The sequence below is a fragment of the Halomonas sp. YLGW01 genome (assembly GCF_014840935.1).
Classification (GTDB): domain Bacteria; phylum Pseudomonadota; class Gammaproteobacteria; order Pseudomonadales; family Halomonadaceae; genus Onishia.
This window is the reverse complement of the sequence record NZ_CP062005.1, coordinates 813,072-825,402: the sequence shown is the minus strand read 5'-3', so window position 1 is coordinate 825,402 and position 12,331 is coordinate 813,072. Positions and strand designations below refer to the sequence as shown.

The 12,331-nt window shown below is 63.5% G+C and carries 14 protein-coding genes and 7 tRNA genes; 4 read left to right on the top strand and 17 right to left on the bottom strand.

The window, feature by feature from the left end:
- Positions 1-42: 42 nt before the first annotated feature.
- The 3 genes from IEJ03_RS03835 to IEJ03_RS03825 all read right to left on the bottom strand — a co-directional run bounded on the left by IEJ03_RS03835 (position 43) and on the right by IEJ03_RS03825 (position 1,652).
- The gene (locus IEJ03_RS03835; RefSeq protein WP_242458042.1) at positions 43-600 is read right to left on the bottom strand and encodes an A24 family peptidase; all 558 of its coding nucleotides are present in this window, start codon (positions 598-600) and stop codon (positions 43-45) included.
- A gap of 51 nt (positions 601-651) precedes the next feature.
- The gene (locus IEJ03_RS03830; RefSeq protein ID WP_192036384.1) at positions 652-861 is read right to left on the bottom strand and encodes a hypothetical protein; all 210 of its coding nucleotides are present in this window, start codon (positions 859-861) and stop codon (positions 652-654) included.
- 359 nt (positions 862-1,220) lie between these two features.
- The gene (locus IEJ03_RS03825; protein WP_202884392.1) at positions 1,221-1,652 is read right to left on the bottom strand and encodes a hypothetical protein; all 432 of its coding nucleotides are present in this window, start codon (positions 1,650-1,652) and stop codon (positions 1,221-1,223) included.
- Between the two features lie 304 nt (positions 1,653-1,956).
- On the opposite strand from IEJ03_RS03825, the gene IEJ03_RS03820 reads away from it, so the two are divergent.
- Positions 1,957-2,361 carry an STAS/SEC14 domain-containing protein gene (locus tag IEJ03_RS03820; RefSeq protein WP_192036382.1) on the top strand — a complete coding sequence of 135 codons (405 nt, stop codon included), beginning with the start codon at positions 1,957-1,959 and terminating at the stop codon, positions 2,359-2,361.
- A gap of 45 nt (positions 2,362-2,406) precedes the next feature.
- On the opposite strand, the gene IEJ03_RS03815 is transcribed toward IEJ03_RS03820, so the two are convergent.
- Positions 2,407-2,838 carry a DUF3617 family protein gene (locus IEJ03_RS03815; protein WP_192036381.1) on the bottom strand — a complete coding sequence of 144 codons (432 nt, stop codon included), beginning with the start codon at positions 2,836-2,838 and terminating at the stop codon, positions 2,407-2,409.
- A gap of 130 nt (positions 2,839-2,968) precedes the next feature.
- On the opposite strand from IEJ03_RS03815, the gene IEJ03_RS03810 reads away from it, so the two are divergent.
- Entirely contained in the window at positions 2,969-4,243 is a 1,275-nt protein-coding gene (locus tag IEJ03_RS03810; protein ID WP_192036380.1) for an aminotransferase class I/II-fold pyridoxal phosphate-dependent enzyme, read from the top strand.
- A gap of 106 nt (positions 4,244-4,349) precedes the next feature.
- Here the strand turns inward: IEJ03_RS03810 and IEJ03_RS03805 are convergent, their stop codons facing one another.
- From IEJ03_RS03805 to IEJ03_RS03745, 13 genes are all read right to left on the bottom strand, one after another.
- Positions 4,350-5,468, bottom strand: a complete 1,119-nt coding sequence (locus IEJ03_RS03805) for an alkene reductase (protein WP_192036379.1) — start codon at positions 5,466-5,468, stop codon at positions 4,350-4,352.
- Between the two features lie 339 nt (positions 5,469-5,807).
- Positions 5,808-5,895 (bottom strand) — tRNA-Ser (locus tag IEJ03_RS03800).
- Between the two features lie 109 nt (positions 5,896-6,004).
- Positions 6,005-6,502 carry a YiiD C-terminal domain-containing protein gene (locus tag IEJ03_RS03795; protein ID WP_192036378.1) on the bottom strand — a complete coding sequence of 166 codons (498 nt, stop codon included), beginning with the start codon at positions 6,500-6,502 and terminating at the stop codon, positions 6,005-6,007.
- Between the two features lie 3 nt (positions 6,503-6,505).
- Positions 6,506-7,066, bottom strand: a complete 561-nt coding sequence (locus tag IEJ03_RS03790) for a nitroreductase family protein (protein ID WP_192036377.1) — start codon at positions 7,064-7,066, stop codon at positions 6,506-6,508.
- Between the two features lie 99 nt (positions 7,067-7,165).
- Positions 7,166-8,002, bottom strand: coding sequence for an NADPH-dependent 7-cyano-7-deazaguanine reductase QueF (gene queF / locus IEJ03_RS03785; RefSeq protein WP_192036376.1), 837 nt, complete (start codon positions 8,000-8,002; stop codon positions 7,166-7,168).
- Between the two features lie 2 nt (positions 8,003-8,004).
- Complete coding sequence (locus IEJ03_RS03780) at positions 8,005-8,778, bottom strand: ABC transporter permease (protein ID WP_192036375.1); 774 nt, start codon at positions 8,776-8,778, stop codon at positions 8,005-8,007.
- Positions 8,775-9,713 (bottom strand): ABC transporter ATP-binding protein, encoded by a 939-nt coding sequence (locus tag IEJ03_RS03775; protein WP_192036374.1) that lies wholly within the window; start codon positions 9,711-9,713, stop codon positions 8,775-8,777. The genes IEJ03_RS03780 and IEJ03_RS03775 overlap by 4 nt, the downstream gene beginning before the upstream one ends.
- 171 nt (positions 9,714-9,884) lie before the next feature.
- Positions 9,885-9,959: transfer RNA gene (locus IEJ03_RS03770), tRNA-Gly, on the bottom strand.
- Between the two features lie 21 nt (positions 9,960-9,980).
- Positions 9,981-10,056: transfer RNA gene (locus IEJ03_RS03765), tRNA-Glu, on the bottom strand.
- Positions 10,057-10,059: 3 nt separating this feature from the next.
- A tRNA-Gly gene (locus IEJ03_RS03760) sits at positions 10,060-10,134 on the bottom strand.
- A 41-nt stretch (positions 10,135-10,175) separates the two neighbouring features.
- Positions 10,176-10,251 (bottom strand) — tRNA-Glu (locus tag IEJ03_RS03755).
- 3 nt (positions 10,252-10,254) lie between these two features.
- Positions 10,255-10,329 (bottom strand) — tRNA-Gly (locus IEJ03_RS03750).
- 35 nt (positions 10,330-10,364) lie between these two features.
- Positions 10,365-10,440: transfer RNA gene (locus IEJ03_RS03745), tRNA-Glu, on the bottom strand.
- 309 nt (positions 10,441-10,749) lie between these two features.
- Here IEJ03_RS03745 and msrB point away from each other — a divergent pair.
- Both msrB and ylqF read left to right on the top strand, forming a co-directional pair.
- Positions 10,750-11,151: a peptide-methionine (R)-S-oxide reductase MsrB gene (gene msrB, locus IEJ03_RS03740; protein ID WP_192036373.1), complete on the top strand. Its 402-nt coding sequence runs from the start codon at positions 10,750-10,752 to the stop codon at positions 11,149-11,151.
- 140 nt (positions 11,152-11,291) lie between these two features.
- The gene (gene ylqF / locus IEJ03_RS03735) at positions 11,292-12,266 is read left to right on the top strand and encodes a ribosome biogenesis GTPase YlqF (RefSeq protein ID WP_192036372.1); all 975 of its coding nucleotides are present in this window, start codon (positions 11,292-11,294) and stop codon (positions 12,264-12,266) included.
- Positions 12,267-12,331 lie beyond the last annotated feature (65 nt).

The window sequence follows — 12,331 nt, the reverse complement described above, 5'->3', positions numbered from 1 at the left end:
CGGGGAATTCTCCTCTGAAAGATATCCCTATTGCTCTGAATATCAGTGCGTGTACATCCAGAAAAGGTACCCACAGGTACCCAAAGCGATAGAGACGGCGAAGGGGAACTTCTTGCCCATAACCTCACCCTCTTCAGGAGTTATATAAATAGGCTTACCAGTAGCAATAAGAGTGCGAAACATCAGCGAGTAGCGACTCCAAGGCCCTATAGATGTACCCGCAACCAGGCTGCTGGCGGCAAACCCCAGTGCGATCACCCCGCCCACGCCGATACTGAATATTGCCGCCATAAGGACGCCTTTAGCGCCAAGAAAGGTGCCCACTGCAGCCATCAGCTTGACATCGCCAGCACCGGTAAAGCCCAGCAAATAGCCTGGCAGAAGCACGGCGAGCCCAGCGCCCAGGCCGAAAAGGGCGGCCAGGACACCGCTCGATCCTGCCTGCATTCCCTGCAGCAGAATACCCAGCGCGGCCCCGGCCATAACAAGCGCATTCGGGATGCGCCGCGTTCTTATATCCCATGCTGTGGCGCATGCGATTAGAGATAGCAGTAGATAAACTCCTACTCCCTCACTTATCATTCTTTCCTCCTTAATCATCGCCACACAATAGAACAGGGCACCCACGAAACAGGCGCCCTGCTTAACTACTTACCCATCAGTGGAGGGCGGTTCATACGTAGCAGTACCATTAACAGTGTTCAAAAGAGAATCCATCTTTGCAGCAACTTGTGCCCCAATAAGTGAATATACTCCTGCCCCAGCGGCCACGATCAGCCCACCGACCAGCGCCCATTCCACGACCTCGGTGCCTTCCTCTTCCTGCCAGAACCGCTTCACACCCATCATCAGCTTGTTCATGAGTTGAACTCCCTTGCGTCTTCACGTGAGATGCCCGTTGTGCCGGGCCGGCCCAAGCCGATCGCGTTGTGCCAACGGCTTACGGGAACAAGCATCGTTGTTACCATTCAGTTACGCTGTAACTATCTTGCAGGAGGGTAGGACTATCTTGCAGCTAGGTTTGATGAGTGGCGATTGGCACGCCCAAGCGGCTGAGATTTCATGGGGACACTGGGAGGGACATCAGAAGAAGTCGTCGCGAGAAAACATCAAAAAGCCGGTCGCCTGAAAGTCGACCGGCTTTTTGATGCGCTGGTTACCCCCTCGCCCCCAGGGCGGCGAAGATGGCAGCAGCGGATTCCTTGGACTGAAACTCGGGCCTAGCCGCTGACCGTGATGGCATAGTCCGGGGTCGGGTTCAGCGGGCAGGAGTACACATAGTCACCGGGCTCAAGGGTGATCGCATAATCCCGAGTGGCCCCGGGAGACAGGCCGCCACCGGAGACGCTGGGCAAGCGGGCGCGATCGATCAGGCCGTCGCCACGCAGCCAGAAGCCGAGATCATAGGGCACATCGACGTTGGTGACCCGGAAGACGTAATCCCCCGGCGCCAGCTCTAGCACCCTGGCCTTGGCCAGGCGCGCCTCGCCGGTGCGCTCATTGACCGCCTCGCAGTCTGTCTTGCGGGCGGTCTCGAAGTCATGGTCGACGCCATGCTCGCTTTCCAGAAACTGGCAGGCCACCTGATGAAGCTCGATCACGGTAGGTTCCGCCCCGCTCTCGGCCGCCTGGCTGACGAATGAAAGCAGCAACGCGGCCATCCCCGCCGCCACTCCCGCGGACACACGGTTAACGTTTGCTGATACCGGCATGGCAACCCCCCGAGTGAAATCTGGACCGACAATGAAAAGGTCATGAAGGCCGACGGCCTGCCCTTTCTCCTGGTGTTCCCTTTGGTGTTGCCTGGTGCCTTGGGCTTACAGCTCATTGCCCCTGATCATGCCTCTGAGCCAGGCCCGATGCCCTGACGCGACTGCTATGCTGGAGATAGCGCTCCCTTCCCCTGTACCGGGCGATGGCGCTGCCGGTTCGCCCACGTCGAGAGGAATCACTGCCATGATCGAATTGCTGCCCCCGGGCGCCGACCATGTGATCGCCCTACGCGCCAGTGGTCAGGTCAGCGCCGATGACCTGCAGCAGGCCATTGACGCCATCGAGGCCCTGAAGAAGACCCAGTCGAGAGTCAGTCTCTACGCAGAGATCGACGAGATGCGCTGGATGACGCTCACCGCCATTCTCCGCGACCTGGGCTACGGCCTGACCCAGATCGGCGACATTGCGCATTATCATCGTGCCGCCGTGGTGACCGACCGCCACTGGGTGCGTCCGCTGGCGAAGCTTGAGAGCCGACTCTTCAAGCCCCTTGAGGTGCGGGTATTCGGCACTCACCACAAGGACGCCGCCAAGGAGTGGGTGCGCCAGCTACCGCAGGCCGCCGCCCCCGACCGGGCGGCCGGTTAGGCGGCAGAGAGGCTCAGTGGGGCAGTATCGCCTCTTGCACCGGCATCAGCACTCGCCCAGCCGCCGCGCCTCGATGGTGGTGTGCATCCTGAGCGCCCCCATCGGCGTGGTAGTGTCCACATCCACGCGGCCCTCGGCCCGCTCGCCGAGAAAGCGCAGGGTGCCATTGATGCTCGCCTCGCCGCCGCCGCCCCGACAGACCATGCGGTAATCCATCTGCTCCTGATCGATCATCGATTCGATCAATTCGCAGCCGTCCTGTTCGTGGACGAGGGAGCGCCGGGCATCCGCGATGTCGGCTTCGGTCAGGCACTCCTGATGCGATTCGCTCTGATCGGGAATTGGCAAGTCACCCTCGACTCGGGTCACGCTATCGAACACCCACAGACCGGGCATCAGATTCGGCGTGTCCTCCTGGGCGAGCAGCGGGGTAGACGAGGCGAACAGGGCAAGGCTCAGCAGTAGGACAGGCAGCATGGCAACGGCTCCGGCAAGGTCGATCCTTCAAGCGTAGCCCAGTGGCGGATTGCACCAATAGTCGCAGGCGACGTGCACGCTACCCCTCCCTGCTATGCTGTCGGTCCAGTTACCGTCGCCAGGATGCGTCATGAAACGAGAAACCCTCGCCCTTCACCACGGCTATGCCCCGGATGATCAGCATGCCGTGGCCGTGCCGATCCACCAGACTACCTCGTTCGCCTTCGACAGTGCCCAGCATGCCGCCGACCTGTTCGACCTGAAGGTCGAGGGCAACATCTACTCGCGGATCATGAACCCGACCTGTGCGGTGCTGGAGCAGCGCATTGCCGCCCTGGAAGGCGGGATCGCGGGCCTGGCCGTGGCCTCGGGCATGGCCGCGATCACCTACTCGATCCAGACCATTGCCGAAACAGGCGACAACATCGTCTCGATCAGCGAGCTTTACGGCGGCACCTATAACCTCTTTGCCCATACCCTGCCCCGCCAGGGCATCGAGGTGCGCTTCGCCGACAAGGGTGATCTGGCCGGCATCGCCGCCCTGATCGATGACCGCACCAAGGCGGTGTTCTGCGAGAGCATCGGCAACCCCTCCGGCAGCGTGGTCGACCTGCAAGCGCTGGCCGATGTGGCCCACCGTCACGGCGTGCCGCTGATCGTCGACAACACCGTGCCGACTCCCTTCCTGTGGCGGCCCATAGAGCATGGCGCCGATATCGTCATCCACTCGGCCACCAAGTACATCGGCGGCCATGGCACCACGGTGGGCGGCGTCATCGTGGATTCCGGCAAGTTCCCCTGGGTCGATCATCCCAAGCGTTTCGCGCTCTTGAACGAACCGGACGTGTCCTATCACGGCGTGGTCTATACCCGCGATGCCGGTCCGGCCGCCTTCATTACTCGGGCGCGGACGGTGCCGCTACGCAACATGGGCGCCGCCCTCTCGGCCCAATCCGCCTGGAACCTGCTGCAGGGACTCGAGACCCTGGCCCTGCGCATCGAGCGCATCTGCGACAACACCCTCAAGGTGGCCACGCACCTGGAGCAGCACCCCCAGGTCACTTGGGTGCAGTATGCCGGCCTCGAGAGCCACAAGGATCATGCCCTCGCCAAGCGCTACATGGGTGGCCAGGCGTCTGGCATCCTGAGTTTCGGCATCGAGGGGGGACGCGAAGCCGGCGCCCGCTTCTACGATGCCCTGCAACTGATCCTGCGTCTGGTGAATATCGGCGACGCCAAGACCTGCTCGTCTATCCCGGCCTCGACCACCCATCGCCAGCTCAACGAGACGGAGCTCAAGGCCGCCGGCGTGAGCCCGGACATGGTGCGCCTCTCGATCGGCATCGAGCATGTCGACGACATCATCGCCGATATCGATCAGGCCCTGGCCGCCGCCAAGGCCTGACACCTGCCCGTTTGGCTCGCGCCCTGCCCCGCTTCTTCCATCCACAAAAAAGCCCCCTCACTGAGGGGGCAAAAGCAGAGCATTGGGCTTAACAAGGCCCAGGGGATCAGGCGTGGCGATCGAAGCCGTTGTCCAGGAACGGATAGTCCGTGTAGCCGGCTTCGCTGCCGCCATAGAAGGTCTCCGGGTTCGGCTCGTTGAGCTCGGCCCCCACGCGGATGCGCTCGACCAGGTCCGGGTTAGCGATGTAGGAACGCCCGATGGCCACCGCATCGGCGATGCCATCGTTGATGATCCGCTCACCACGCTCGGCGTCGTAGTGACCACAGAAGATCAGGCTGCCGGTGAAGCGGGCACGCAGGGCGCGACGGAAATCATCACTGAACTGAATATCGCCCCCGGCCCAGTCGGGCTCGTTGACGTGCACATAGGCGATGCCGCGATGGGACAGCTGCTCCATCAGGTAGAAGGCCATCGCCTCCGGCTCGTCGTCGGTCAGGCCGAAAATCTCGATGAACGGCGTCAGGCGAATGCCGGTGCGCTCCGGCCCGAACACCTCGGCCACCGCATCGACCACCTCCAGCGGGAAACGGGCGCGGTTCTCCAGCGAGCCACCATACTGATCGGTGCGCAGGTTGGTGCCGGTGGCCAGGAACTGGTTAAGCAGGTAGGCGTTAGCGGCGTGGACCTCCACCATGTCGAAGCCGGCTCGCTTGGCGCGAATCGCCGCCTGGCGGTAGTCCTCGACGATGCCGGGGATCTCGTCGGTCGCAAGCGCCCGTGGGGTGCTGGTCTCGTGCCGCCCGGCACTGCCGTCCTCAAACTCGACGAAACACTGGGCGCCCTCGCCCTTCAGTGCGCTCGGCGCCACCGGCGCCTGGCCCTCGGGCTGCACCAGCTCGTGGGAAACGCGACCGACGTGCCACAGCTGCAGCGCGATGCGTCCGCCCTTGGCGTGTACGGCATCGACCACCCCCTTCCAGCCGGCTTCCTGTTCATCGGTCCAGATGCCCGGGGTATAGACATAGCCCTTCGCGGTGGGCGAGATGTTGGTCGCCTCGCTGATGATCAGGCCGGCCCCGGCGCGCTGCCCATAGTAGGCCTCCTGCAGCGTGCCCGGCACGCTGTCCGGGGTACGCGCCCGAGTCAGCGGCGCCATCAGGATGCGGTTGGGCAGCGAAAGGCTGCCCAGGCGGGTCGGTGTCAGCAGGGTGTCGTGAGCCATTCGGCTACTCCCGTTTCAAGAGGTTCAAGGCTTGGATCAGCGCGTCAGCGCTCATCGCCTCATATAATTAGACCAGTTTACTAGCAACCTCGGAGAGCTGACTACCCCACGCTAATAATTAGCGCAATAATAAAAATTTATGGTAGTTCACCACTACGCGGCACCCCCCCCTTCTCGACGCTCACACCGAGCGCACGATGCCTGTCGTCTGCGGTGCATCACCGCTGAGGGGCGCGCACCACAGTGATCCAGGGCACAAGCCCCTAGGGCAGGGAAAAGTTGGGTGATAAGCACAAAAAAAGAGCCAAGCGATGTGCTTGGCTCTTTGTCACTATTCGGTGGCGGAGGGGGAGGGATTCGAACCCTCGAAGCCTTTCGACTTACACACTTTCCAGGCGTGCTCCTTCGACCACTCGGACACCCCTCCGCAATTTTTAGCTCTGCCGTGGGGGCTGCGCCTTCCGCGTCAGAACGGCGCATACTTTATCGAGATCGGCCTGCGATTGCAAGCCACTCGGCAAATTTTTCCAATAGCGTCAGGGCAATACCGCATAGTCGCCGCGTGCGGTGAGGCACAGGGTGTCGCCGCAGAAGAGCTCCTGCACCAGCACAAGGCGGCCCTTGCCGCGGCTGGCGAGGCGTTCGGCCAGGGCCGCCGGCCCTGACGGGTCTTCCGGGCGGCACACCAAACGGTAGTCGCCGGTCACCGGGGCCTGGAAGCGCTGAGTCGCCTCGGCGACCACCACGTTCTGATCGCGGCCTTGCGAGCGCAGCCACAGGGTGGCCCAGCACCAGCCGATCAGGGTGGTCTGCGCAGCAAGCGAGCCGCCGAAGCCGGTGCCCTTGTCGTTGAGGTTGGGGTCAAGCGACAGCGACCAGACCAGGGCGTCATCCTGCCAGTGCAGGCCCTTGATCCCCAGCTGCGAGACCAGGGGAATGGCCTCCTCGAGCCAGTGGCGAAAGCTGATGAGATCATCGCCCTGCCCCGCCGGTGGCAGCGGCAGGCGCGGATGCGGAATACCGGCCTGACGCATGACTCAGCTCCAGCGCTCGACGAAGTCGGCCGGGTCCCGCGCCAGTAGCGGCTTGTGGCGCCCGCCCATTTGCCCCAGGTACAGGAAGGCCACGAGCTCGTCGTGCTCACCAAGCCCCAGGCCCTTCTTGACGGTGGGGTCGAAGGCGTAGTGGCCGGTACGCCACATCGCACCCAGCCCCAGCGCTTGGGCCGCCAGCAGCATGCCATGGGCGGCACAGCCCGCGGACAGCGACTGCTCAAGGGGCGGCACCTTGGGCTCGTCCGGGGTGATCTTGGCGACCACGGCGATGATCATCGGCGCCCGCAGCGGCTTCTTGCGCGCGGCATCCAGGGCGGCATCGTCGATGTGCGGATTATTGTGGAACTCGGCCTCGGCGAACAGCTCACCGAGACGGGTAAGCCCCTCGCCCGAAAACTCGATGAATCGCCAGGGGGTGAGCTCCTTGTGATCAGGCGCGCGCAGGGCGGCGCGGTAGATGGCATCGAGCTGATCGGCGTCGGGCGCCGGGCCGCGCAACTTGCCCATGGAGCTGCGTTCGTGCAGCAGCGTCATCGCATCCATCCGGGTCTCCTTGCAGCAATGGGGTGGCGGGCAGCGTTCGGGGTTGTCCGAAGCGTCGTGCCCGCCGAAAGGCATCTAGCCTGACTGTACGCCAGGTGGCTATTGCCGCGCCAGGCGCAGCGGCTCGGGCGGGCGCTCGCCAGGGGTGGCCCGCCAGGGGCTGATGTCCAGTCCGCCGCGGCGGACGTAGCGAGCCAGCACCAAGAGCCGCTCGGGACGGGCGCGGGTCATCAGATCGGTGAAGATGTGCTCGACGCAGTGCTCGTGGAAGTCCTGATGCTGACGATAGGAGACCAGGTACTTCAAGAGCCCCTCGCGATCGAGCCGGGGGCCGCGGTAGCGAATCAGTACGCTACCCCAGTCGGGCTGGCCGGTGACCGGGCAGTTGGACTTCAGCAGATGCGAGTGCAGGGTTTCCTCGACGATCTCCTCGCCCACCGTGAGCAGCGTGGGTTCCGGCGTATAGGCATCGATCGCCACGTCGAGCTCATCGATGCACTCGCCGGGCAGGCGCTGGGTGGCCAGGGCCTGATCGTCGACGCCGTAAAGCTCAACCGCGACCGGCGCCCCGGCGGCGGTGGCGAGATCCTGCTCGAGGGTCGCGATCACCTCCTCGCGGGAAGCAAACCCGCTCTGATTGTAACTGTTCAGGTACAGCTTCCAGGACTTCGACTCGATCAGGTTCGGCGAGTCGGCGGGCAGGCGGAAACGGGCCACGGCGACCACCGGCTTACCCCGGGGCGTGAGCCAGGACACCTCGAAGGCGTGCCACTCATCCTCGCCGACGAACGGCAGGGCATCGTCGGTGATGCCCAGCGGCGCCCGGTTGGCGGCCCGGGAAATGGGATACAGCAAGGCCGGATCGTAGCGCTCCGGGTAGGCCGACTCGCGCCCCAGCGGGGCCTCGGCGAGGGTGTCGGGACGGTCATGCGTCATGATCAGCTCCTGATGCCCTTGCCACGCTCGAGCATCCACAGGGCGATGGCGAACAGCACGGCGATGAAGGCGAAGATGGCGGCCAGCGCCCAGCCCACCGGAATGTCGGAGACTCCCAGGAAGCCGTAGCGGAAGACGTTGACCATGTAGAGGATGGGGTTAAGCATCGAGACGCCCTGCCAGAAATCCGGCAGCAGCGAGATCGAATAGAAGACCCCGCCCAGGTAGGTCAGCGGCGTCAGAATGAAGGTAGGCACGATCGAGATGTCATCGAACTTCTTGCCGAGCAGGGCGTTGATGAAGCCACCGGTGGCGAACAGAGCCGCGGTCAGCACCACCACGCCGATGGTCAGCAGCGGATGCGCTACCTCGATGCGGGTGAAGAACAGCGACACCCCGGTGACGATGATGCCCACGCCCAGGCCACGCGCCATGCCGCCCAGGATAAAGCCCGCGAGGATCACCCAGTTGGGCATCGGCGAGACCATCATCTCCTCGATTGAGCGCTGGAACTTGTTGGAGAAGAACGAAGAGGCCACGTTCGAGTAGCTGTTGGTGATCACCGCCATCATGATAAGGCCGGGGACGATGAAGTCCATGTAGCTATAGCCATCCATCTCGCCGATCCGCGACCCGATCAGGTTGCCGAAGATGATGAAGTACATGGTCATGGTGATCGACGGCGGCAGCAGGGTCTGCGGCCAGATCCGGGTGAAACGGCGCACTTCCTTGCCCACCAGGGTCCAGAGCGCCACGGCTATCTGCATGGGATTCATTTCGCGGCCTCCGCGTTGGACTCTTCCACCATCGAGACAAACATTTCTTCCAGCCGGTTGGCCCGGTTGCGCATCGACACCACGGTGTGTCCCTGCTCGGACAGCTGGCTGAAGACATCGTTGAGGCGCTGACCGCGCTTGACCGACACCGCCAGCTGGCTCGCATCGACCGTCTCGACCTGGAAATCCTCGAGCGCCGGCGTCTCGACCACCGGCTCGGCCAGGTCGAGCAGGAAGGTCTCGGTATTCAGCTGGCCGAGCAGTTCACGCACGCTGGTGTTCTTGACGATCTCACCGTGATTGATGATCGCGATGTTGCGACACAGGCTCTCGGCTTCCTCGAGATAGTGGGTGGTGAGGATGATGGTGGTGCCCTCCTCGCGGTTGATGCGGCGCATGTAGTCCCACATGGAGCGCCTAAGCTCGATGTCCACCCCGGCGGTGGGCTCGTCGAGAATCAGCAGCTTGGGGCGGTGCATCAGGGCGCGGGCGATCATCAGGCGGCGCTTCATGCCACCGGAGAGCATGCGTGCGCTGCCGTCGCGCTTGTCCCACAGGCCCAGGTCCTTGAGCAGCTGTTCGGCACGGGGCTTGGCCTCACGGTGCGACATGCCGTAGTAGCCGGCCTGGGCGAGGATGATGTCCTCGACCTTCTCGAACTGGTTGAAGTTGAACTCCTGGGGCACCACGCCGAGATGGTACTTGGCGCGGGCGAAGTCACGGTCGATATCGATGCCGAACACCGACACCTTGCCCGCACTCTTCTGCACCAGCGAGCAGACCACCCCGAGGGTGGTGGACTTGCCGGCCCCGTTGGGACCCAGTAACGCGAAGAAGTCACCCTGCTGGACATCGAGATCGATGCCTTTCAAGGCATGAAAGCCGTTGCCGTAGACCTTGGTGAGGCCACGGATGGACAGCGCCGGTTCAGCCATCAGGACACCTGTGAGCTGGTTAAAAAATTAGGACACTAAGGATAGGGGCGAGTGCTCAGAATTCAATCCCGGGGAAGGAACTGACGCACAGGTACGCTGGAAAGCACTGAGAAACTAATCGAGGAGAGGTAATGCTGGGATCAAACTGGCATAACGCCGGGGAGGAACGATTGGAGCGGAAAAGGAGATTCGAACTCCCGACCCTCGCCTTGGCAAGGCGATGCTCTACCACTGAGCTATTTCCGCTTATCGTTGTGCGTTGTGAAGTGGCGTCCCATAGGGGGTTCGAACCCCTGTCACCGCCGTGAAAGGGCGGTGTCCTGGACCACTAGACGAATGGGACGCATGGAGCGGAAAAGGAGATTCGAACTCCCGACCCTCGCCTTGGCAAGGCGATGCTCTACCACTGAGCTATTTCCGCTTAACTCACAAACGCTGTGCTGCTTTTTTGAATGACCGAAGTGGCGTCCCATAGGGGGTTCGAACCCCTGTCACCGCCGTGAAAGGGCGGTGTCCTGGACCACTAGACGAATGGGACGCATGGAGCGGAAAAGGAGATTCGAACTCCCGACCCTCGCCTTGGCAAGGCGATGCTCTACCACTGAGCTATTTCCGCATTTACTTCCCGGTCATCCGGCATCTTCAAGAGGGTGGCGTCCCATAGGGGGTTCGAACCCCTGTCACCGCCGTGAAAGGGCGGTGTCCTGGACCACTAGACGAATGGGACGTGGCCGTGCCTCTTCAAGATGGCGCGTATGTTACTGAGCACACCCGATGCTGTCAAGCGCCTGTTGCGCCGAGCGTTTCCTCACCCACACGCTACCCTGAAGGTGAGCGGGACAGGGTGTGTCAGGCCAACGCCCGCCAGGGCGGGCAACCTAGGTTCCGCATTACAGGTACCGCATTGCAGGTACCACATTGAGCGACATCGGCCAGCAGTGGCAGAGTAAGATTAAGATGTAGGTGTGCATTGCGCGGCACGCGACGCGCGACTGTCCAGCACCGGTCATTTCCCCTGAATAGCGGAAGGTACGCCATGCGCAAGAAGATCGAGAAGAGCGAGGCCGAATGGCGCAGCCAGCTCAGCCCCGAGCAGTACCGGGTCACCCGGGAGAAAGGTACCGAGCGCCCCTTCAGCGGCGACTATAAGGTCAGCGAGGCGCAGGGCATCTTTCATTGTGTCTGCTGCCACGCCCCACTGTTCGAGAACGAGCACAAGTTCGATGCCGGCTGCGGCTGGCCAAGCTTCGACCGCCCGCTGGGCAAGGGTTCGGTCGAGGAACATGACGATACCAGCCATGGCATGCAGCGCACCGAAGTGGTGTGTTCACACTGCGACGCCCATCTGGGCCACGTCTTCCCGGACGGCCCGCCCGAATCCACCGGCCTGCGCTACTGCATCAACTCGGTGGCCATCGACTTCCACAAGGACGAGTAACCTCAGCGGTTCGCCGCCCGCTTCCCTTGGCGGCGAATCATGCGCGGCGAATCATGCTGCCCTGCCCCTCCCCGCTGGCCTCAGCCGGCCGTCCATCTGCTAAGATGGTCGGCCGTTAGAAACGCGCAGGAGAAGAGGCCATGCTGGGCTGGTACCCGGGACACATGCACAAGGCACGCCGCCAGATCACCGAGGCGCTGCCGGAAATCGACGTGGTGCTGGAGGTGCTCGACGCTCGCCTGCCCTACTCCAGCGCCAATCCGATGCTGGCCGAGCTCACCGAGCACAAGCCGGTACTGAAGATTCTCTCGCGCGCCGACCTGGCCGACCCCGAGCGCACCCGGGAGTGGGTGGAATACTTCGATGCCCAGCCCAACACCCGGGCGCTGGCGGTGACCACCACCCAGGCCAAGGAACTCAAGCGCATTCCCAAGCTGTGCCATGAGCTTGCCGGCGAGGTGCGCGCCGATCGCGACGTGCGGGTGATGGTGATGGGTATCCCCAACGTCGGCAAATCCACCCTGATCAATGGCCTTGCCAAGCGCAAGATCGCCAAGACCGGCAACGAGCCTGCGGTGACCAAGCGCCAGCAGAAGGTGCGCATCGACGGTCGGGTAGCGCTGACCGACACTCCCGGGGTGCTGTGGCCGAAGATCGAGGATCAGGCCAGCGCCCACCGGCTGGCCGCCAGTGGCGCCATCCGCGATACCGCCATCGACTATCTGGATGTCGCCGTGGTCACCGCCGCCGAGCTGGCCAAGCGCTACCCCGAGGCACTGAGCGGCCGCTACAAGCTCAAGACACTGCCGCCCTATCAGGGCAACCCCGCAGCCGAGTCGGTCGAGGCCGATGGCCCGGTGCGGATCGATCTGCTGGCGCTGGCCGGTTTCGACGGCAACGCTCTCGTGCGCGACATCGCCGCCAAGCGCGGCGGTCTGCGCCCGGGCGGCGAAGTCGACCTGCACCGCGGTGCCGAGGTGCTGCTGCATGAACTGCGCGACGGCAAGCTCGGCCGGCTGACGCTGGAGACCCCGGCGGATATCCCGCCGCCCCCGTCCCCCGAGACCGATGAGGCCGACGGCGACACCAGTGCCGCGGCCGACGCCGACACCTGAGCCAGCCCGCTCCGTCCCGCGCCGACGAATCGCGCGCCGAGCCCCGCCTGGCGGGGCCACCCCAG